This window comes from Furfurilactobacillus curtus (genome assembly GCF_045862785.1).
GTDB classification, from domain to species: Bacteria; Bacillota; Bacilli; order Lactobacillales; family Lactobacillaceae; genus Furfurilactobacillus; species Furfurilactobacillus curtus.
Window position 1 is genome coordinate 95,481 of record NZ_BQXO01000003.1, and the last position, 21,154, is coordinate 116,634.

The window sequence follows — 21,154 nt, forward strand, 5'->3', positions numbered from 1 at the left end:
CGTCAGTTGCTCACATCGGTAGTGTCGGCATCGTCAATTTGCTAAATAAATCATGTTCACTAAAGCTGAAGTACCCGTGAACACCAACGACAAAGCAATCCAGCAAATCAATCCCCATCAATTGACCAGCTAACCATAGTCGTTGCCCAAAAGCCTCATCGCTAGGTGATGGCGTGGCCACGCCACTAGGGTGGTTATGAGCAATGATAATCCGCGCTGCGTTCGCGGTCACTGCTTCGTAAAAAATATCCCGTGGATGAGCAATGCAAGCGTCCACCGTTCCACGAAAAATTTCATGTCGAGTCGTAACTTGATTTTTAACATTTAACGTCAGCAACAATAATGTTTCTTGCCTTAAACCGCTTAATTCCTCACTCAGTGCAACCCCGACGCTTCGACTGGAACCGGCCATCTGTCCAACTTTTAGACCAATTTGGCGCGTTAATTTTTCCACCATTTGATTAAAATCCTCCCTTTATGACGTTAATCATACATACGGGAATTCATCAATTAACCACGAAAAAATCAACCATTCACTAATTCATTTAAACAAACGGCGCACATCACTGATGAAGTATAACGAACCAGTGATAATCAAAACATCATCGGCTGAAAGTTGCTCAGCGGTATCCGCGATCGCTTGCTGCCAATGTTCAAAAGTCGGCACCTCAACAGGCAAGCCGGACGTTAATTCATGTAAATTGGCAGCTTGCCGATTGGCAGGTCCGGTAAACTGAGTTAACACCAACCTGACATTAGGTAAGCCAATTAACGTATGCGTCATCGCTTGATAAGCCTTGTCTGCTAAGGCGGCAAAAATAACCGTGACTTGTTGCGTGGCAAAATGTGATGTGATCAGTTGGGCTAATTCCTCAATGGCCGGTTCATTGTGTGCCCCGTCAATCACCACTAATGGTTGGTCATTGACTTTTTCAAATCGCCCCGCCCAAATCGCCTGTTTTAGTCCGCTCCGAATTGTTTTAACATCTACGGGTAAATTCAGCCGCTGATGGTAAGTCAAATAGGTAGCAATGGCTGTTGCGGCGTTATCAATTTGATAACGTCCCAACATCTTGATTGTTAAGCCTTTTAAATGAACGCCGAACCCATCAAATGTAAAGCGCTCTTGCCAACCAGTCGCATTCTGATCAACAGTGGCAAAATCACGATTCATTGCTAACCAGGGAGTTCGTGTTTCCTGAAGAACCTGCTTAATTTGTGCTAGTGCAGCTTCGTTCGTGATGTTCCCTGTGATGAGGGGAACACCTGGCTTCGCGATACCGGCCTTATGCCACGCAATTTGTGCCAGCGTGTCACCGAGCATTTTCATATGATCTAACCCGATCGTCGTAATCACACTAACTAGTGGTGTGATCACATTAGTCGAGTCAAACCGGCCACCTAATCCTGCCTCCACTAACACAATATCTGCATGTCCTTCAGCAAAATAGAGCAACATCATCGCCGTTAATGTTTCAAATTCGGTTGGCCCACCATCGGGTAAGGTCGCATCTAACTTCGCTTCAATCGGCGCAATTTTTTGAACAAGCCTTAAAATGTCGGCGTCACTAATCGGTTGACCGTCAACACTAATGCGTTCGTTAAATTCAATTAAAAATGGCGACGTAAAGGTGCCTACCGTTAATCCATCAGCCGCCAATAGTCCACGTAAAAACGTCAAAGTCGAGCCTTTGCCATTTGTACCAGCGATATGGATCATTTTGACGTCTGTTTCCGGATGATCCAGGGCCGCTAACAGGGCTCGCATTCGCGTAAGCTCAGGTGATTTTTTGAATCGCGACCGGCCATGAATGTAGGCCACGGCTTCATCGTATGTTTCAATCATTAATATCCTCCTGGCAATCGATTACTTAAGATCCAGCGTGCCTACCAAATGTAACTATAAGTTATTTTGCTGACTTTTAAAACGAAAGACCCCTGGTCCCGAATTTTGGGAGATAGGGGTCCGTTACATTCGCATAACTCAGATAACCGTTAACATTTATTTAGCCTCTCGACTAGCCTTCACAGCGGAAAGTCGGCTGCTAGCCGCTGCCAATTTTTGTTGCCAATCCACTTGTTTGGCACGTTCTTGTTCAACCACTTCAACAGGCGCATTTTTGACAAAGCGCTCATTGCCTAGCTTCTTTTCAGAACGGTTCACCTCCTGCTGCAGACTCCCGACTTCTTTTTCCAGGCGAGCAATTTCGTCATCTAAGTTAATCAGTTCAGCAAGTGGCATATAAACTTCTGCATCTGTAATAATCGCTGACATGGCCAATTTTGGCGCGACGACATCTGCGCCAATTTTTAATTCTTGTGGGTGACAGAATCGGGCAACAAACTCTTCATTGTTAATCAACAAATCTTTCAAATCAGCACTGTTCGTTTTGATGAGCAAATCAACGGCACTACTCATTGGGGCATTAGCCTCCGCACGAATATTTCTAACCGCGCTAATCAGCTCAATTAATTTGCTCATATCTGTTTGAGCCTGATTATCTGCCAATTCATCATGCACGATTGGGTAATCGGCGATCATAATTGATTTGCCTTGGTGTGGCATCTCTTGCCACAAAGCCTCAGTAACAAATGGCATGATCGGATGCATTAATTTCAAGGTCTGATCCAACACATACCCCAGAACATTTTGCGTTGCTTGCTTAGCCGCCTCATCATTCCCGGATAGAACTTCTTTAGTCATTTCGATGTACCAATCACAAAAGTCGTTCCAAATGAAGTTATACAACGCGCGGCCCACTTCACCAAATTCATATTTATCAAATAATCGGTGGACATCGGCCGTCGTCTGATTGAGGCGATTTAAAATCCAGCGATCAGCCAAGTTCCACTCCGATTTTGGCGGCAGTTTAGGTGCTTCCATGTCCCCTAAATTCATAATGACATATCGGCTGGCGTTCCAAATCTTGTTGATAAAATTCCAAGCCGAATCAAGCTTCGTTGAATCGTACCGAACATCTTGTCCTGGCGTTGATCCCGTCGCTAAGAACCACCGCATTGCATCGACACCGTATTGATCAATGACATCCATTGGGTCAATCCCGTTACCAAGCGACTTACTCATCTTACGACCTTGTGAATCACGCATGAGCCCATGCATCAATACATCCTTAAACGGCCGATGACCCGTGAATTCAACTGACTGGAACATCATTCGTGAGACCCAGAAAAAGATGATATCATAACCAGTCACTAACGCATCCGTTGGGAAATAACGCTGAAAGTCAGGAGCTGATTCGTCAGGCCAACCCATTGTTGAAAAAGGCCACAGTGCTGAACTAAACCAGGTATCTAACACGTCCGGATCTTGTTCCCAATTTTCTGCATCCGTTGGTGCTTCCATCCCGACGTAAGTTTCGCCCGTTTGTTTATTATACCAAGCAGGAATCCGATGTCCCCACCATAGCTGTCGAGAAATGACCCAATCATGTACGTTTTCCATCCACTGTTCGTAGGTATCTTCAAAGCGTGCTGGCCAAAACGAAACCTTATCATCCGTCTTCTGATGTGCCAACGCCTGATCGGCCAGTGGTTTCATTTTGACAAACCATTGGGTTGATAAACGAGCCTCAACCTGTACACCAGTCCGCTCTGAATGTCCCACCGAGTGAGTAATGGGTTCGATGTTCAACATCCAATCACCGGCCTGCAGATCTTTGACAATTGCAATCCGCGCGTCGAATCGATCCATACCGTTGTATTTGCCGGCGTTTTCATTCATCGTTGCATCTTCGTTCATCGTATTGATTCGTTTTAGATCATGCCGATTCCCCACGAGAAAATCGTTAGGATCGTGAGCGGGCGTGATTTTAACCATCCCTGTACCAAATTCTGGATCAACGTACTCATCTGCAATAATCGGTATTTCTCGATCGACCAATGGCACCTTGACGTGTTTGCCGACTAAATTTTTGTACCGCTCATCGCTCGGGTGAACGGCCACAGCTACGTCACCAAACATGGTTTCCGGTCGGGTTGTGGCAATTTCAATATAATCTTTACCATCAAACGTGGCGCCATCCGTAAAGGGATATTTCACATGGTAAAAGGCCCCTTTATCATCCTCGTGAATAACTTCAATATCAGATAATGCCGTTCGCGCCTGCGGGTCCCAGTTGATAATATACTCACCACGATAAATCAGACCCTTTTCATACAGAGTAACAAAGACCTTTTTAACGGCTTCTGACAACCCATCGTCGAGGGTAAAACGTTCGCGGCTGTAGTCCATTGAAAGTCCCAGCTTAGCCCATTGCTTATGGATGGTCTTACCATATTCATCCTTCCAATCCCATACCTGTTGAATGAATTTATCGCGGCCTAGATCATACCGGGTTAGTCCCTGTTCACGTAATCGAGCCTCCACCTTAGCTTGGGTCGCAATGCCCGCATGGTCCATCCCTGGAACCCACAACGTGTCATAGCCTTCCATCCGCTTATATCGCACTAACATGTCCTGTAACGCTGTGTCCCATGCGTGGCCTAAGTGAAGCTTTCCCGTAACATTAGGCGGTGGTAGCACAATTGAATAGGGTTTTGCGGTCTGATCACCTGAGGGTTTAAACAGCCCTTCGTCCAGCCACTTTTGGTAGCGTCCCTCTTCTACCTGATTCGGATCATATTTAGTCGGTAAATCCTTTGCCATTTCATCATTCCCTTTCAATTCAGTCATTTTTAAAACCAAAATAAAAATCGCCCTAACACAACATTAGGACGATTAACTCGCGGTACCACCTAAATTGGGCCATAAATACCCCACTTAGCACGTGTAACGAACGTGAATCGACACCGCCTATCATCTTTTCACAGATATTGAGCAGCATTGCTTCCAAGTTACCTTCGTCATAACCAGGCTACCGACTTTCATCACCGTCGGCTTGCTGAAAGTCTGAATTATCCTACTCTCTCGGGCACCGCATTTACTGGTTTTTAATTTGTTTAATCATAAGCTGTTCATGACGATGCGTCAAGACCAACCTCACTGTGAAACAGGTGTCTGCCGATCGTCAGCGATAATGTCTTAAGTAAGCGGTAAGCCGTAATGGCGCGTATGGATGAAAAAAATCATCCGATAACAAGTGCAGACTATGCCATAAATTAGTTCTAACAACCCGCGTCCCTACCAAAAGGAGTCGTCATAACAAATTGAAGGCGGGACACTTACTGTTGGAACTGCGCTAACGCAGCAATGGCTCCTGCATAGTCTGGTTCATCACCAATATTGGCCACAATTTGCCGATAAACGACAGTTCCTTGTGCGTCCATAATGTAAACAGCCCGGGCCAAAACATCCAGATCAGGAATGAGTAACTTAGTCGCATAACCAAATGATTCTTCTTCATCAGAAAGGACTGTCAGGTTTTTAACCCCTTCAGCGGCACACCAGTCAGCTTGTTCAGCTGGGGTATTCTTAGAAATCGTTATGAACCGAATATCTGAATGTTGGTCAGCCTCAAGGTTAAACTTACGGGTTTGCGCGGAACATACAGGTGTATTTAAGTCAGGTACCACGCTAATCACCAGCGGTCGGCCAGTCAATTCGGCCATTTTAACCTTACTGTTATCGGCGTTAAACACTTTAAAGTGCGGTAATGGATCACCTACCGCTAATGGTTCGCCGATAAGTTGAACATTTACGTCATTTGCAACGATTTCCACAGAGACCACTCCATTTCTTTGTCATTATCAGTCATTAACAAATCTCACGAATCAAACGCCAATATTGAGTCGCTTTGCGCTTTATTCTAACCTATTTGACTGCTAAGTAAAGGAAATCGCCTAATTTCCCATCAAGAAGCACTTGGCGGAAGTTTGGCCCCGAATCATTCGCCAAGTAACACAAAAACATCGTCTCTCAGTTAGAAGACGATGCTTTGTCACTAAATTTCATAGCTCGCTATTTTAAGCAAGTTCAACTGGTCGATCGTGCACCATGATCGTTAATGGGTCACCGGTGATCAATTTAACCCGCGTATCGTTCTGATCTACGTGAACTTCGATTAACCGCCCACGGAACAATTGCCGGAAGGTATAACTAGTCCATTTCTTTGGCAAAAATGGTGCAAAGGATAATTGGTCGTGTTGAACCCGCATCCCCGCAAAGCCTTGGACAATAGCTAACCAGCTCCCAGTCATCGATGTAATGTGCAATCCATCCGCGGTATCATTATTGTAGTTATCTAAGTCTAACCGTGAGGTCCGTTCATACATTTCTACTGCCTTGTCTTCTTCGTGAAGGTCGGCTGCCAGAATGGAATGAATTGCCGCAGACAAGCTCGATTCATGAACCGTTAATGGTTCGTAGAAGTCAAAATTAGCTTTCTTTTGTTCTGGCGTAAAGTCTTCAATAAAGTCCCAAATCCCCTGCAAGACATCTCCCTGCTTGATGTAAGGAGACCGCAAGATTTTGTCCCAGGACCAGTGTTGGTTAATTGGCAGTTGATCTGCAGGAATAGCACTCACAGGTTCGATATCTTTATCCAAAAAGCCGTCGTGTTGCACGAAAATCCCTAACTCATCATCATGCGGCAGATACATCCGATCAACAATATCTTGCCAGTGCACCTTTTCGTCGCTGCCAACGTTAAGTTTAGCGGCCTGATCAGCGTCAACTTGCTCTAAAATCGCTAATGTATACCGCAAAGTCCACTGGGCCAAATAGTTGGTATACCAATTGTTATCCACGTTGTTTTCATACTCGTCTGGTCCAGTAACACCATGAATCATATATTGCTGGTTGCGTTTGGAAAAGTGTACCCGGTCGGCCCAAAAACGACTAATTGCAGTCAAAACTTCACTACCTTCGTGTTCAACGTAACTGGTATCACCGGTATAGCGTGTATAGTTGTAAATCGCAAAGGCGATGTCACCATTACGATGAATTTCTTCAAACGTAATCTCCCATTCATTATGCGATTCAATTCCATCAAACGTCACCATTGGATACAATGCGCCAGCAAGACCTTGCATCTTAGCATTATGAAAGGCACCATCCAGTTGCTGATAACGATACATCAGTAAGTTGCGGCTGACTGTGGCATCCGTAACCCCCAAGTAGACAGGGATCGCAAAAGCTTCGGTATCCCAATAGGTTGCGCCACCATATTTTTCACCAGTAAAGCCTTTTGGTCCGATATTTAACCGAGAATCTTCACCATAATAGGTCGAAAAAAGTTGGAATAGATTAAACCGAATGCCTTGTTGCGCAGCGACGTCCCCTTCGATAGTCACATCACTCTTTGACCAACGTTGCGCCCAAACAGCGACGTGAGCCTGCAATAGGTCGTCAAAACTAGTTTGACTAACTTGATCGCGTAACCGATGCATACCGGCAGTTAATGCAACTTGATCGTCATAGTCTCGTGATGAAACCACAATCACCCGTTTTTCTAACGTACCATTCTGCCCGGGTTCGAGTTGACCAGCAAAACCATTGACGACCTCATTTTCGGCAGCATCGATTGATGCTGCTGGCAAGGTTGCAGTATTGCTCATGGTCATGCCAACAGTAAATTGTGGGGTACCAAAGTCATTTGGCTTCGTCCGCGAAATGATTTCACCAGTTGTCGTGTCACCCGTCGTTGCCAAAACGTCCCAGAACCGCTCGTCATAATTGGCATCCTCGTTTTGAACATTAGCATCTAAAGCTGATGCAAAGGTAATATTAGTCGCAGTATGACCAACGTTTTTAGCGTTAACTCTGAGCACCACCAGTTCCTTTTGAGCCGCACTTACAAACCGTTCAAACGTTAAAGCAACTTTTGCATCACCTTTCGTCACAACGAACGAACGCGTCAATGTCGATCGTTGCATATCAAGGTCTAAGTCAAAATCACTAATCGTATCAGTGACCAAGTCCAATTTTTCCCCATTGATCAGCACATTGACTTTGATGAAATTAACCGCGTTGATCACTTTACCAAAGTAAGCTGGGTAGCCATTTTTCCACCAACCTACTCGAGTCTTATCCGGATACCAGACACCGCCAATATAAATACCTGGTAAGGTATCACCAGAATAATCTTCTTCAAAAAAGCCACGCAACCCCATATTGCCGTTGCCTAAACTGGTCATGGACTCCTGTAACCGTTTGTCCTCTGGGGCAAATTGATGTGTTACCACATGCCAAGGCTCAACTGCAAATGTTTGTTTCATAACACTAATCATCCTTTCAAAATCCAACTGACCAATGATCAGTTTTTATTCTGCATACGTTTCATGAACGATTCCAACCGATAGCGCACCGACAGCCATTAGAATACCTGAGACTAAGATCATGGTTGGCATTGAAGACCCTAGTAGTGGGAAGATACCAAAGCTAGCAACACTGGCCACGATTTGTGGCAAACAAATCGAGCCATTGAAGAGACCTAAATAAGTTCCCATGTTGGCTCCTGATAATGCATTGGTTAAAATCGTGAATGGGAATGCCATCATTGAAGCCCAAGCGATGCCAATTAAGATAAAGGATACGAACAGCATTCCTTGACTATGGATAAAGAAAACAGAGACAAAGCCAATCGCACCTAAACCCAGTCCTAATGAGTAAGCCTGCTTGTGTAAGTTATTTGGTACCCGAGAAATAACCAGTGACCAAATAACTGCAGCGATAGACTGTACCGCTGACATCACCCCAAACCAATTCCCAGCGGCCTGATAGCCAGCACTGGCTGGATTGATGGCTTGCCACACATTTTTAGCAATCGCGCCAGTCCCATAAGTCCACAAATATTGAAAGGCCATCCAGCAGAAGAATTGAACAACCGTGACCGTCCAGAAGACCCGCGGTGCTTTAGCCAGCAAATGAAACATGCCGCCGCCTTCTTTGTTCGCATTCACATCAATATTATGATAGCGAGCATACGTGGTTGGGTCATACTCTTTGACACGAAAAACAGTGAATAAACTACAAATGATTAAAATAATTGCGCCAACATAAAATGATACCACCACGGATTGAGGAACCACCCCTTTTTTAGCAGTGTTGGCGACCCCAATTGCCGTGAGTAAGAATGGAAAAATCGAAGCTAATACGGCGCCCGTATTGGATAAGAAACTTTGAACCCCGTAGGCAAACCCCTTTTGTTGATCATTGACCATATCTCCGACCATCATCTTAAAGGGTTGCATCGCCACATTACTGGACAAATCCATGAATAAAATCGTAATCGCCCCGAACCATAATGCTGCAGCAGATGCATAACCAAAGCCAAGACTCCCTGCATTAGGCAATAGACACATCACAATCACAGCGACGACCGCCCCAATTAGTAAATAAGGAATGCGTCGCCCAAGCTTTGGCATCCAGGTACGATCCGAGTAATAGCCAACTAAAGGTTGAACCACTAACCCAGCCAATGGTGGCAAAATGAAGAACGCACCTAAGCGAGTTGGGTCAGCGCCAATCGTCTGAAAAATCCGGCCCATGTTAGAACTTTGCAATGAAAAGGCCATTTGAACCCCAAGAAAACCAAAACTAATCATCCAAATGGTGCTAGCAGGCAGCGCCGGCAGTTTATGCTGCTTCGGCGTTGTCTCAGTTGATTTATCTTCTGACATGCTTGCTTCCCTCCGTAAATAAATAAGCAGCCACTTACACACTGTTTATCAAAATAAGTACCAATCAATAGCTTCTATTATGAAACCGCTTCCACTTAAATGCAACCGTTTGCACAAACTTTTTATATTTTTCTTTCGTTTAACCGCCAAAGTCAATAATGAGCGCATCATTTAGTTAAATTGAACCAACTAAAATACTGACATGCCTAAACAAAAAAGCATCAACATCCCTTGAAAGGGATATTGATGCTTGGTTATTTGAAAGCAAGTCAAACTATTGTAAAGGTTCAAATGGTAGAATAATGCAGTTTTCTTGCCCAGCTTCAGTCGAGTGAGCGCGGAAAACGAGTTCTGCTGCTGCTGCACCTAATTTTTCTGGATACAAGTCAATCGAGTGAAAATTTTCATTAGGCAACGGAATCGCTGATGATCGGTTGTAGCCAACAATTGGAATCGTTCGATCAGGATAAACCTGTTGCCACTGCTGATAAAAGGCTGTTCCTAATAGATCATCAGTCGCCAGTACACCATCGATTTGGGGATTGTCTTTAAGCCAACTTTGAATCCGCTCAGGTTCAGAAATTTGATTCAGGATTACATAAGGTGCTGGTACACCTCGTTTCTGCGCAATACTTTGAAAACCGGTGAATCGATTCTGCTCATAGGTCCAATTCGTACTCGAACGCACAAAGACTGGGCGATTGGCATGCAATCGATCAATTAAATACGCGGCCCCCGCGGCCCCTGCCGCCACGTTGTCATTATCGACAAAATCATCATCATGTTCCCGATTGGGCCGACCAATAATCACAAAGCGCAGTCCAGCGACTCGTAAATAATCAGCGACCGGATCATCCGCATGCGTATAAAGCAAAATAAAACGTTTGACCTTGGCTTGATCTACCATGGCAACCACATTAGCAAGCACGTCTTCAGGCTGTTGCCCAATGGCAATTGACAACACATATTGGCGGGCCGTCAAAACCGTATTTATGCCTCGCAGAGCGTCAATAAAGAATGGATTATCCTGATCGCTGGCTTGGTTTGGCGGAAAAATAACCCCCACCACGTTAGCTTCGCCCAAGGTTAAACTCTTAGCATTATAGTTAGGTACATAACCCAATCGACTTGCTAATGATTGTATTTTACGACGGGTCGCCATCGATATCCGCGGATTATTGTTCAGAGCGCGGGAAGCCGTTGAGACTGAAACCCCAGCCTCACGGGCAATGTCGCGAATTGTAATCATGAAATCAGCCTACTTCATCAAAGTTATGAATCATTGAACTCAAATAGTTTACAAGAGCTCTGCAAACACATCAGCTTGTTGATTCAAGAATGTTTCACCAGATTTAATGTCAGTCATTTTGACACCGGCCAAAGCCTCTGCCATCAAACCTTCTACGTCGATGCGTTTTTCAAATTCACGCGTTCGTTCAAGGTTAGGCTTGGTTTTAGGCGAAGGTGGTGCAAAAATTGTACAGCAATCTTCAAATGGTAAAACAGATAAGTCAAATGTATCAATTTGTTTGGCAATGTCAATAATCTCATTTTTATCCATCGAGACTAACGGCCGTAAAATTGGCATCGTTGTCACGTCATTAATGGCCAACATGCTTTCCATCGTTTGAGAAGCAACTTGACCGAGTGATTCGCCATTAAAAATGGCCAAGCCATGACGCTGGATTGCTAAAGCCACCGCCAACCGAAGCATCATCCGTCGTTGAACGGTCATCAAGTACCCTTCTGGAACTTTGTCCTTAACTTCTTCTTGAATCTTGGTAAATGGTACTTGAATAAATCGAATCTTACCGGTATATGCGGTCAATTTAGTTGTCAGCTCCATCGCTTTGTCCAATGCTTGCTGACTAGTGTATGGCGGGCTGAAAAAGTGAACCATTTCCACTTGAACCCCCCGCTTCATTGCTAGGTAAGCGGCAACTGGTGAATCAATCCCACCGGACAACATCATCATCCCTTTACCAGCTGTTCCAACTGGCATCCCCATTGCGCCTTCAAAGGTTTGGCTAGACAAGAAGATCCCATTGTTACGGACTTCTACACGGATGGTAATGTCCGGCTGCTTCATTTTAACCTGTAGCCCAGCAAAAGCATTTAACAAAACGCCGCCAAGATGATCATTCATTTCATAGGTGCTTAAGGCAAATTGATGGTTAGATCGTCGAGTATCAATTTTAAATGTCATGCCCGGTTCATATTGTTCTGCCATCATCGCAATGGCCTGTTCATCCACTGCTGTTTGATCCAAAGGTACCTTAACGGATGGTGAATAGTTTTCAATCCCAAACACGTGGCTAAGCCGTTCCATCACGCCGCTGGCATCTGCGCCATTAAGAGTCAAGTGCATCCGATCATGGTCTGGGTGCACCTTTACTTCTGAGTAATCATGCAAGACATTGCGAACATTGCTACCTAGTCGATCAATAAATGACTTACGATTCTTGCCTTTAGTAGATAATTCACCATAACGGACCATAATTTCATCGTAATTCATAGGGTCGCCTCCTTCAATTATGAATTGATTTTTTTGAATTGTTCATACAGTTCATCAAAGACCTTGTTAAACTGATCTGCCTCAGCCAAGGTGTTGTGTTCGTCTAAACTCACACGCACAGCACTAGTAGATAGATCGTCTGGCACATTCATGGCGCTTAACGTGCTGGATGCCAAATGCTTCTTTGAAGAGCAGGCACTGGTCGTCGAAATATAAATATCTCGATCTTCAAACGCATGCACGATTGTTTCACCACGCACGCCAGCAATGGCAAAACACAAAATGTGGGGCGCAAAATGATCATTGTCTTTGGAGAAGACAGTTACTTTAGAAAATGTTTGAATATGGTGCAAAATTTGCTCACGAACAGCTCGTTCACTGGCCACATTAGTTGACTCATTTTCCAACAACAAGCGTAGTGCCCGTGCCATCCCGGCAATGGCAGGTAGATTTTCTGTCCCACTGCGCAGATTACGTTCTTGACCACCACCTGTCATCAGCGGGGCTAACCGTTTACCAGCACGTGCGTAAATGAACCCAATCCCACGAGGTGCATGAAATTTATGCCCCGAAAAGGTGATAAAGTCAACGCGGTCATTGAAAATCAAGTCAGCAATGCCCTTACCGATTCCTTGGACAGCATCCACGTGATAGTGAATGGTTGGGTAATCCTTCAGTACATTTGCAATTTCTTGCAGCGGCTGAATGCTTCCGACTTCATTATTGACAGCCATAACCGACACTAAAATCGTATCCGGTCGAATCGCTGCTTTTAAATCAGCTGCGCTAACTCGCCCCTCATCATCTACCGGTAGATAAGTAATCTCATACCCAAGTTGAGTTAACTGTTCCATCGAATTATGCACGGCTGGATGTTCTACAGAAGATGTAATAATATGCCGACCAAAGGCTCGCTTTTCCATAGCGGTTCCTTTGACCACCCAATTATCCCCCTCCGTACCACCACTAGTGAACAGAATCTCACTGAGATTAACACCTAATAGGTCCGCAATTTGTTGGCGTGATTGTTCAAGTAGTTGATACGCTTGCTCACCAAAATTATGCAGTGAGGACGGATTTCCCCATATCGATTGGCTCACTTTCGTATATGTCGCTAAAACAGACGCATCAACTTGAGTTGTCGCGCTATTATCAAAATAAATCATGTTGTCCCTTCTTCGTTTAAAATTCGGTTCGACTCGGATTGAAAACTTGCAATAGTATAGCACGTTTTGTCAGAGTCACCTACTCAAACCCTGAATCCATCCATGAAGGATTACCGCAAAAAATCCCTCGGTACCCGTTAAGCAGTCGTCAAACCATTCAATGGGTATCGAGGGATCGCGTTTTAAATTCTACATCAATTGTCAACCGTTATTTGTCTGTGCTATCAGTCGTCGTTGAGTTGCCATAATAGTTGTTCTCAATTCGTTGGTAAGCACCTGGCTCAACAGTATCTAATGCAGAAGCCATTATTTCTAACGCATCGGCATACTTAAAGTCGTGATCAAACAATCGTTGTGCGCGTTGGCTGGCAGTTGCCATCTGTTCATTAGCGTTACGGTAGCGATTAGCATATTGCAAAAGTTGCTCAGCCAATAATGCACTATCACGCAAGTCGTGACTTTTTTCATTTAACGTACCCAAATCAGCCTGGATCATAATCAATTGCTTGGAAATTTCCTCCATATTAATTTGCGTTTGGCTCAAATCCCGCCCTAACTTATCAACTTCATCACTGACCACATAAAAGTAATCCAAATAATCGTGGGGAAGACCCGGCAAGTTCAAGGCCTCAATTTGCCGTTTTAATGTATGCATCTGATTATCAAACTGTTGGAAACGTTTCCGAGCGTTCTTTTCATCCTGCCCTAAATTCTTAACACCATCATTAATCGTTCGCTGTTGCGCTTCAATATCCGTCAATATTTGCAAGTATTCTCGTTGCCGACTGACAATATTAGAATAACTGTCAGTATGTGACGTTAAAGCGTTATCCTCGTGCCGAATTTGCTCAGTCACTTGGCGCAAGCGACCTCCTAACCCTTGGGCTTCCTCGATTTCGCCCTGACTAAGAACATAACTTTGACTCAAGCGATCAAGTTCAACCTGCAGCGCATGATTTTGTCGCTCTGCATGAGTTAAAAAGTCGTGCAGTTCATTTTGCTGCGATTCAGCCGCTGGTCGAGCAGTGACTTCAGTCTCCAACACGCTATACAAATCATCAATTTGCACTTCTATATTATGATTAGCCGCGCTAACTGCTGCTAAATCAAGATTAGTTAATTGCTTAGTTGCCATTTGAATTTCGCTGCGAACACGATTGATTTGTCCTGGTAGGTCTAAATTACCAAATACATAGTTATCGGCAGTCATTTGCTGGTAACCATCACTAATATCCATCAGTTGTTCATTGAAACCTGTTTTTAAATCCGCATATAGTGGCGGAATTGTTTCAATCAAATTCTCCAAGGCTGTGGTGCCAGAAGTTAAGGTATCTAGAACTTTTTGCGCCGCCACATGATCTCCTTGCTGGGACAAGGTGGTGAATTCATCAAATTGTGCTTCTAAGTCGGCTAAGTTCTGTTCGAGTCGATCGATACTTGGTTCAAAGCTTAAATTCTGTGATAGCAATACCTTACGTAAGTCCTGATATTTTTTTTCTAACCGAGCCACTGCCGCCCGATGTTCCCCATCAACTTTCTTTAACTCGGCTAGCCCACTACGAACGTGATCAAAATGATCACTCGCCTCGGTTAACAATGCCTCGGCTTGGTGACGCTCCCGATTCGTCTTAACAAAATTAATTCCTCGAACATCAAATAAAACCTGATCAATCAAATGATCTAGATCGTCGAAAGTCTTTTCATTAACCTGTTGATACTCATCAACTAAGGCATTAAATGCGGTCAATGACTGTCCCGTCAGGCTCATTTGGTGACCTGCTTCAATATCTTGACCCAACGGTAACTGCTTCAGCACGTTAACCTGTTCGCGTACATTACGAATTTTACGTGTTGTAAACCGCTGAAAGATAAAGACTGATCCGTATAGAATAACTGCTAATATGATAATACCGATTAAAACTTGAACCATTATGTATGTCCGCCCCGTTTGTCCAATACGATCTCATGACTTGATTTTAATAGAAAAGTCCGTAAACTCTACTACTAACGAAAAGTATAGCATAGCGCGTTTTTTGCTTTAGATTACGTTTCGATGACTTTACCAATCCTTTATTAAATTTCTCGGAGGTTCTTATGCCAGTAACCACTTTACTTGCCCAACAACTTGATGCCCTGCTAACCGACGAACACGATAATATTGCTAACTTGGCCAATGCCTCTGCACTACTTAAGCAGATTCTCCCTGATCTAAATTGGGCCGGTTTTTACTTATATCACGCTGATGCCGATGAATTACGCCTAGGTCCGTTTCAGGGCAACGTTGCCTGTGTGCATATAAAAAATGGCCGCGGCGTGTGCGGAACTGCATTAGCGACGAAGCAATCACAACGCATAGACAATGTTCATGAATTTGCCGACCATATCGCCTGTGATTCACAAAGTAATTCAGAACTCGTCGTGCCACTCATTAAAAATAATCAAGTGGTCGGTGTCATCGACTTAGACTCGCCAACACTGGCTCGTTTTACTGAACAAGATCAACGAGACTTAGAGGCAGTTGCTGAAGTGATGGTGGCCCACCTTGACACAACCGTTTAAACCACGGTATACTATTTTAGTTGTAAAATTTGCAGCAGTAGGTGGTAAGCTCGTCAACAGCTTGGTACTGATGCGTTAAGCATGAGTTCAACTAGTACCCGGGGCTGCTCCGGTGAACCTGGTAAAAACAAGCTGCACGAATACCGAGCCTATAATTCGCATTTTTTACTCCAAACAAAATCTTTGGAGGACATTATTTATGTCACGTTATACAGGACCTTCCTGGAAGATTTCACGTCGTTTGGGCGTTTCTCTTTCAGGTACTGGTAAAGAACTTTCTCGTCGTCCTTATGCACCCGGTGATCACGGTCAAGGCCGTCGTGGTAAAATCTCTGAATATGGGACGCAACTACGTGAAAAGCAAAAGCTTCGCTTCACTTACGGAATGAGTGAACGTCAATTCGCTAATCTTTTCGTTAAAGCTGGCAAAATTCGTAAAGGGACTCATGGGACGAACTTCCTGATTTTATTGGAACGTCGTCTTGATAACATGGTTTACCGTCTTGGCTTGGCCACGACTCGTCGTCAGGCTCGTCAACTTGTTAATCATGGTCATATCACTGTCGATGGTAAGCGTGTTGACATTCCTTCTTATGAAGTCAAAGTTGGCCAAGAAATCGCTGTTCGCGACAAATCCAAGAAGTTGGTTGTTATCCAAGCTGCTGTTGAAGCAGTTGTTGGTCGCCCAGCTTATGTTGAATTTGATGCCGACAACTTAAAGGGTTCCTTGATTCGTTTACCAGAACGAGAAGATCTCGATGCTGATATCGATGAATCACTGATCGTTGAATACTACAACAAGTTGTAATTTAAATACACTATTTTGCAGCAACCTCAATCCGTTGAGGTTGCTTTTTTGTTGGATGGTGTCAGTATTGGTTCCTCGTAAGCCACCTACCCCACTATCATCAATTCACTACGTTGCCGGTTAAGATCGGTTCGCTGATATTCAAGCGCAACTAGCTGGCTTTTCGGTGAAGACGATTAGATCTGAATCTACCAACTGTAGCTCATTTCATCCGATTTGGCCCCTCACCACCCCTAGACAAATCTTAAACAACGCTGATCATTCACCAAATCACAAGCCTTTTGCTAGTATTCTGTCAGAGCTGTCATTACAATATCCATTATGTAAGCGATTTCAATCACAGGCAACCACCAGGAGGCAGATCATGGCTTATCAAACCATTAATCCTTATACAAACAAAACAATTCACACCTATGAAAATGCAACTAACGCCGATATTGAACAAGCGTTGGCAAATGCGCAAGCTCGTTACAAGCAGTGGCGTAATGATCCAGTCAGCAGTCGGACTGCGGCCCTACAAAAATTGGCCGATCTCTTTCGTGACCAAGTCGACGAACTAGCGACGGTATTAACAACCGACATGGGTAAGCTATTCACCGAAGCTAAAGGCGAAGTACTGCTTTGTGCAGACATCGCCGAATATTACGCTAAAAACGCCGAACGGCTGCTAGCCCCTCGTCAGATCAAATCGATTGCTGGCGAAGCGCAATTAGAAAATCATCCCCTAGGGGTTTTATTGGCCGTTGAACCATGGAATTTTCCTTATTATCAAATGATGCGAATTTTCGCTCCAAACTATGCGGTTGGCGATCCGATCGTTTATAAACATGCGGCGAACACTCCGGGTGCCGCACTAGCCTTTGAAAAAGCTGTCATTGAAGCTGGTGCGCCAGTCGATGCGCTCGCAAATTTATTTCTATCTTACGATCAGGTTGCTGATGTGATCGCCGACAAACGCATTGTTGGCGTCGCACTCACCGGATCCGAACGGGGTGGCCGTTCCGTAGCGGAAGCAGCTGGAAAAAATCTGAAGAAAAACACGATGGAATTGGGCGGCGCGGATGCGTTCGTTGTCGCTAGTGATGCTGACATGACTCAAGTTAATGCCATCGCACCTCGCGCGCGGTTATACAATTGTGGTCAAGTCTGTACTTCTTCAAAACGCTTCATTGTGACTGAAAATCACTATGATGAATTTTTAACGTCTTTGAAGCAGGCTTTTGGCAATGCCAAGCTGGGCGATCCAATGGATCCTCAGACCACATTAGCACCAATGTCCTCTGCTCGGGCTAAAGAAAAGCTCCAGCAACAAGTCGATGCTGCCATCGATGCTGGCGCCACTCTTTACTTCCGCCATGATCCTGTTGACTCAACCGGCCAATTCTTCCTGCCAACGATTTTAACCGATATCACCAAGGATAATCCGGCCTACTATCAAGAATTCTTCGGCCCAGTGGCAATGGTTTATAAAGTTAAAGATGACCAAGAGGCCATTGAATTAGCTAACGACTCTGAACTTGGTCTTGGGGGGATCGTCTTTGCCGGTAATAAAGAACGTGGTGCTAAAATCGCTTCGCAGATTGAAACTGGCATGGTCTTTGTAAACACCTTCTTCTCTACTCTGCCTGAGTTGGAATTTGGCGGTGTTAAGTTATCTGGATATGGCCGTGAAATGGGCGAAAGTGGCATTCTTAGCTTTGCAAATCAGGAGTTAGTTGTTAAACGTGATGCCCCAAATGACAATGAATTCGGTGGCCTTGTTGCCCCAGCAAAATATCTGTAGCTAATAAGATAACAATTTAGGTGAAACTCAAGTCTAAACAAAACAGCAAAATCTCAGCTGGTAACTGGGGTTTTGTTGTTTTGCTTTATGGTCAAGTTCACGAGTTAGATTTGCCTGAATCGCTTGAATTTATGGTATACTCACCGATGAACAACTATTTGAGGGAGGTTCGCCATATGTCTGATCAATCTGATCAAAACGTTGATCCTAATCAACGTTTGTCCAATGCCATCTACGGCGCACCAAAAGTAAATCCTGATGAACAGCGCCACTATCTGGGGACATTTCGTGAGCGCGTGACACTTTCCATGTCTGTTGCCGAATTAAAAAGTGGCCAGTACCTAGATGCCTTTACGACAGAGTTAGAACAACAAGATGAGCAAAACAATACGATTCTTTTAAATGGTAATCTTGGTCAGGATACACTGGGCCCCTATATTCGCGCTGCAACGATGCATGCTGTTGCTTTTACGATTAAAAATGACCCTCAATATGGCACCGATGATGCCGATTTAGCCCTTGTCATCACCGCAAAAGCGGCCGTCGATGTTAGTCCGATTGACGTCGCTGCTAAACACCCACAATCGCCTACCAATACAAAATCAAGTAAAAAGCCTAGCTTTTGGCAACGGTTATTTAATCAATAAATTATCCCCCCAACTTAACCAGACCGGTTAAAAGGGGTTCTTTTTAACTAGGAGGTTAAATTTGCTATGCAACCCCTCGCATATCGCATGCGTCCACAAAAGATTGAGGAAATTGTGGGCCAACAACACTTGGTCGGCCCTGGCAAGATTATCAATCGAATGGTCACTGCAAAAATGCTATCTTCAATGATCCTATATGGTCCTCCCGGTACTGGCAAGACGAGTATTGCCAGCGCAATCGCTGGCTCAACTAAGTATGCATTTAGAATGTTAAACGCCGCAACCGACGGTAAGAAGGAACTTCAAATTGTTGCTGAAGAAGCTAAAATGAGTGGCACCGTCGTTTTACTGCTGGATGAAATCCATCGTCTTGACAAAACAAAGCAGGACTTCCTGCTACCTTTGCTGGAAAGTGGCGCCATTATTTTGATCGGGGCAACTACTGAAAATCCCTACATCAACATCAATCCAGCGATTCGTTCACGCACACAAATTTTTGAAGTATATCCCCTGACACCGACTGATATTAGTACAGCAATTGATCGAGCCTTGTCAGATAAAACAAATGGTTTGGGTCAAACAAAAATCCATTTAGATGACAATGCACGCTATCATTTAGTGACTGCAACCAACGGTGATTTACGAAGCGCTTTAAATGCCTTGGAACTCGCGGTTCGCTCAACGCCGGCAGATAAGCAAGGCACGACCACAATTTCTCTAGCCGTTATTGAAGAGTGCCTCCAGAAAAAGGCGCTTTCGGCTGATAAGGATGGTGATGCCCACTATGACGTCATCTCAGCCTTTCAAAAATCAATTCGAGGCTCAGATGTCAACGCAGCGTTGCATTACATGAGTCGTTTATTGGTGGCTGGAGATCTAATCAGTATCTGTCGACGTTTGCTAGTCATCGCCTATGAAGATATCGGATTAGCAAATCCCGCGGCTGCCGCCCGAACGGTTAGTGCAGTCACGGCTGCTCAACAACTCGGCCTACCAGAAGCCCAAATTCCATTAGCAGATGCCGTTATTGAATTGGCACTTTCGCCTAAATCTAACTCTGGCAATTTAGCGATCACGGCTGCAATCGCAGATATAACTGCTGGCCATAGCGGAGAAATTCCTGCGCACTTAAAAGATGCTCACTACCAAGGAGCCAAAGCATTAGGCCATGGGACTAATTACCAATTTCCTCATGATTTCCCTGGGGATTGGGTCAAACAAAGTTACTTACCGGCCAACTTAGCCACAGCACAATATTATCACCCGAAAACAAACGGACGCTTTGAAAATGCCCTTGATGAACAATATCGCCGACTAATGGCCGCTTCCGGCCACCCGTTAGCCGATGATCACTCAGATGCTAAAAAAAATTAAAGTCACCAAATTCGCCAGGGTTTTAAATTGCGTCGCTATCGCTTTCATGCTATGCTGATCTTGAAATCTAAGGTGTACGCAAGGCTCAACTTACAGTGTTGCCTTACAGTCTTACTACTTTGGGCACGACGCTAGTAACGTTGATGATAAGCCTTTTCTCTTGGTAATCAAACGCGTTAATCGATGTGCCCACCTGCGTTGTCGCGGGCCAACTCTGAAGAGCCGATTGTCGGCACCACCAGTTTTCAACAAAGTGCATACTTTGTGGCGTCATTCTCCTAGAGAATGACGCTTTTCTATTGTTATAATGATATTAAATCTTTTTAGGAGTCAGTTTATGGCCATTAAAATTCTTATGCTAGTCTTCGCCGCTGTCCTTTTTTTCATTAGCACTTATTTATGGCACCATCGGCAACGTCCATTTTTAGTTTTTGATCCGGTCAGCCAACCGGCAATAGCACGCCTAGTCAGTTTTTGGGCAATTGAATTGGCGATTGTCGGGTTTCTGTCAATTGCAGGCATCTTCAACTTCATCATCATGATTATTGCCTTAATCTTGGGTAGTCTATCAACCATGGCTTTAGGACTAATGTTAGTTCAGCTCATGAATCGATCATAAGAGATAAAACTAACTTTTGCAGCGCTTTCACTTTCGTTTCCTTCAAGGTTAAAGTAGAATGAAGGTGTAAGAAAAGAGTATGCCGCAAAGCGATTGAATCACCC

Annotated in this window: 16 protein-coding genes and 1 other annotated feature; of the genes, 6 read left to right on the forward strand and 10 right to left on the reverse strand. The window is 44.4% G+C overall.

Features of this window, described 5'->3' with window-relative positions:
- Positions 1-10: 10 nt before the first annotated feature.
- The 10 genes from ACKTR2_RS06265 to ezrA form a co-directional block, all read right to left on the reverse strand.
- Positions 11-457 (reverse strand): JAB domain-containing protein, encoded by a 447-nt coding sequence (locus ACKTR2_RS06265; protein WP_407883637.1) that lies wholly within the window; start codon positions 455-457, stop codon positions 11-13.
- Between the two features lie 84 nt (positions 458-541).
- Positions 542-1,846 carry a bifunctional folylpolyglutamate synthase/dihydrofolate synthase gene (locus ACKTR2_RS06270; RefSeq protein WP_407883639.1) on the reverse strand — a complete coding sequence of 435 codons (1,305 nt, stop codon included), beginning with the start codon at positions 1,844-1,846 and terminating at the stop codon, positions 542-544.
- A 156-nt stretch (positions 1,847-2,002) separates the two neighbouring features.
- Positions 2,003-4,666 carry a valine--tRNA ligase gene (locus tag ACKTR2_RS06275; protein ID WP_407883641.1) on the reverse strand — a complete coding sequence of 888 codons (2,664 nt, stop codon included), beginning with the start codon at positions 4,664-4,666 and terminating at the stop codon, positions 2,003-2,005.
- A 61-nt stretch (positions 4,667-4,727) separates the two neighbouring features.
- Positions 4,728-4,944, reverse strand: a binding site (T-box leader).
- 237 nt (positions 4,945-5,181) lie between these two features.
- Positions 5,182-5,679: a thiol peroxidase gene (gene tpx, locus ACKTR2_RS06280; protein ID WP_407883643.1), complete on the reverse strand. Its 498-nt coding sequence runs from the start codon at positions 5,677-5,679 to the stop codon at positions 5,182-5,184.
- 243 nt (positions 5,680-5,922) lie between these two features.
- Complete coding sequence (locus tag ACKTR2_RS06285; RefSeq protein WP_407883645.1) at positions 5,923-8,175, reverse strand: glycoside hydrolase family 65 protein; 2,253 nt, start codon at positions 8,173-8,175, stop codon at positions 5,923-5,925.
- Positions 8,176-8,220: 45 nt separating this feature from the next.
- Positions 8,221-9,579: an SLC45 family MFS transporter gene (locus ACKTR2_RS06290; RefSeq protein ID WP_407883647.1), complete on the reverse strand. Its 1,359-nt coding sequence runs from the start codon at positions 9,577-9,579 to the stop codon at positions 8,221-8,223.
- A gap of 274 nt (positions 9,580-9,853) precedes the next feature.
- Complete coding sequence (locus ACKTR2_RS06295; protein ID WP_407883649.1) at positions 9,854-10,828, reverse strand: LacI family DNA-binding transcriptional regulator; 975 nt, start codon at positions 10,826-10,828, stop codon at positions 9,854-9,856.
- 48 nt (positions 10,829-10,876) lie between these two features.
- Entirely contained in the window at positions 10,877-12,094 is a 1,218-nt protein-coding gene (gene thiI, locus ACKTR2_RS06300) for a tRNA uracil 4-sulfurtransferase ThiI (protein WP_407883651.1), read from the reverse strand.
- A 17-nt stretch (positions 12,095-12,111) separates the two neighbouring features.
- On the reverse strand, positions 12,112-13,260 hold the full coding sequence (locus ACKTR2_RS06305) for a cysteine desulfurase family protein (protein WP_407883653.1): 1,149 nt from the start codon (positions 13,258-13,260) through the stop codon (positions 12,112-12,114).
- Positions 13,261-13,468: 208 nt separating this feature from the next.
- Positions 13,469-15,190 (reverse strand): septation ring formation regulator EzrA, encoded by a 1,722-nt coding sequence (gene ezrA, locus ACKTR2_RS06310; protein ID WP_407883655.1) that lies wholly within the window; start codon positions 15,188-15,190, stop codon positions 13,469-13,471.
- Positions 15,191-15,354: 164 nt separating this feature from the next.
- Between ezrA and ACKTR2_RS06315 the strand changes: the two genes are divergently transcribed.
- The 6 genes from ACKTR2_RS06315 (at position 15,355) to ACKTR2_RS06340 (ending at position 21,050) form a co-directional block, all read left to right on the forward strand.
- A complete protein-coding gene (locus tag ACKTR2_RS06315) occupies positions 15,355-15,819 on the forward strand; it encodes a GAF domain-containing protein (RefSeq protein WP_407883657.1) in 465 nt (154 codons plus the stop codon).
- Positions 15,820-16,018: 199 nt separating this feature from the next.
- Positions 16,019-16,627: a 30S ribosomal protein S4 gene (gene rpsD / locus ACKTR2_RS06320; protein ID WP_407883659.1), complete on the forward strand. Its 609-nt coding sequence runs from the start codon at positions 16,019-16,021 to the stop codon at positions 16,625-16,627.
- A gap of 364 nt (positions 16,628-16,991) precedes the next feature.
- Entirely contained in the window at positions 16,992-18,410 is a 1,419-nt protein-coding gene (locus ACKTR2_RS06325; protein WP_407883661.1) for an NAD-dependent succinate-semialdehyde dehydrogenase, read from the forward strand.
- Positions 18,411-18,586: 176 nt separating this feature from the next.
- A complete protein-coding gene (locus ACKTR2_RS06330) occupies positions 18,587-19,057 on the forward strand; it encodes a YueI family protein (RefSeq protein WP_407883663.1) in 471 nt (156 codons plus the stop codon).
- Between the two features lie 66 nt (positions 19,058-19,123).
- The gene (locus ACKTR2_RS06335) at positions 19,124-20,431 is read left to right on the forward strand and encodes a replication-associated recombination protein A (protein ID WP_407883665.1); all 1,308 of its coding nucleotides are present in this window, start codon (positions 19,124-19,126) and stop codon (positions 20,429-20,431) included.
- Between the two features lie 337 nt (positions 20,432-20,768).
- Positions 20,769-21,050, forward strand: a complete 282-nt coding sequence (locus tag ACKTR2_RS06340) for a hypothetical protein (protein ID WP_407883667.1) — start codon at positions 20,769-20,771, stop codon at positions 21,048-21,050.
- Positions 21,051-21,154: the final 104 nt, after the last annotated feature.

Coding starts and splice junctions, on each gene's coding strand:
- ACKTR2_RS06265 (WP_407883637.1), bottom strand. CDS start 457: ATGGTGGAAAAATTAACGCGCCAAATTGGTCTAAAAGTTGGACAGATG.
- ACKTR2_RS06270 (WP_407883639.1), bottom strand. CDS start 1,846: ATGATTGAAACATACGATGAAGCCGTGGCCTACATTCATGGCCGGTCG.
- ACKTR2_RS06275 (WP_407883641.1), bottom strand. CDS start 4,666: ATGGCAAAGGATTTACCGACTAAATATGATCCGAATCAGGTAGAAGAG.
- ACKTR2_RS06285 (WP_407883645.1), bottom strand. CDS start 8,175: ATGAAACAAACATTTGCAGTTGAGCCTTGGCATGTGGTAACACATCAA.
- ACKTR2_RS06290 (WP_407883647.1), bottom strand. CDS start 9,579: ATGTCAGAAGATAAATCAACTGAGACAACGCCGAAGCAGCATAAACTG.
- ACKTR2_RS06295 (WP_407883649.1), bottom strand. CDS start 10,828: ATGATTACAATTCGCGACATTGCCCGTGAGGCTGGGGTTTCAGTCTCA.
- thiI (WP_407883651.1), bottom strand. CDS start 12,094: ATGAATTACGATGAAATTATGGTCCGTTATGGTGAATTATCTACTAAA.
- ACKTR2_RS06305 (WP_407883653.1), bottom strand. CDS start 13,260: ATGATTTATTTTGATAATAGCGCGACAACTCAAGTTGATGCGTCTGTT.
- ezrA (WP_407883655.1), bottom strand. CDS start 15,190: ATGGTTCAAGTTTTAATCGGTATTATCATATTAGCAGTTATTCTATAC.
- ACKTR2_RS06315 (WP_407883657.1), top strand. CDS start 15,355: ATGCCAGTAACCACTTTACTTGCCCAACAACTTGATGCCCTGCTAACC.
- rpsD (WP_407883659.1), top strand. CDS start 16,019: ATGTCACGTTATACAGGACCTTCCTGGAAGATTTCACGTCGTTTGGGC.
- ACKTR2_RS06325 (WP_407883661.1), top strand. CDS start 16,992: ATGGCTTATCAAACCATTAATCCTTATACAAACAAAACAATTCACACC.
- ACKTR2_RS06330 (WP_407883663.1), top strand. CDS start 18,587: ATGTCTGATCAATCTGATCAAAACGTTGATCCTAATCAACGTTTGTCC.
- ACKTR2_RS06335 (WP_407883665.1), top strand. CDS start 19,124: ATGCAACCCCTCGCATATCGCATGCGTCCACAAAAGATTGAGGAAATT.
- ACKTR2_RS06340 (WP_407883667.1), top strand. CDS start 20,769: ATGGCCATTAAAATTCTTATGCTAGTCTTCGCCGCTGTCCTTTTTTTC.